This window comes from Escherichia sp. AM3 (assembly GCF_032029835.1).
GTDB classification, from domain to species: domain Bacteria; phylum Pseudomonadota; class Gammaproteobacteria; order Enterobacterales; family Enterobacteriaceae; genus Escherichia; species Escherichia coli.
In genome coordinates this window covers 1-306 of the sequence record NZ_JAVUPQ010000808.1, presented here as the reverse complement: position 1 = coordinate 306, position 306 = coordinate 1, and the positions used below count along the sequence as shown (strand labels likewise).

The following is a 306-nucleotide window of genomic DNA, read 5'->3' as shown; positions in this document are numbered from 1 at the left end:
CTCTGAGGGAGGAAATAATCCTGTTCAGCGATGTCTGCCAGTCGGGGGGGCTGCATTATCCACGCCCGAGGCGGTGGTGGCTTCACGCGGGGATGGGCAGATTGATCTGATATGCAACCGACGACGACCAGCGGCAACATCATCACGCAGAGCTTCATTTTCAGATTTGGGCCACCTTTTGATTTCTCGTTTAACTTTTGCAGTCACCAGACTGTGATTTATTTTAACAAATCAATAGCTTTCATAAAATTCTCGAAGCTGAAAGCTTAACTGAACCAACCAGCCTGGCTGGTGTTTTCTAAAGAC

The 306-nt window shown here is 48.0% G+C and carries 2 pseudogenes; both read right to left on the bottom strand.

Annotation, left to right across the window (positions count from 1 at the left end):
- Positions 1-143: pseudogene (locus RTW80_RS28485) on the bottom strand (Rz1 family lipoprotein); the annotation flags it as partial.
- Positions 103-207 (bottom strand): annotated as a pseudogene (locus tag RTW80_RS28480) (lysis system i-spanin subunit Rz); the annotation flags it as partial. The pseudogenes RTW80_RS28485 and RTW80_RS28480, both read right to left, overlap by 41 nt.
- Between the last annotated feature and the right edge of the window lie 99 nt (positions 208-306).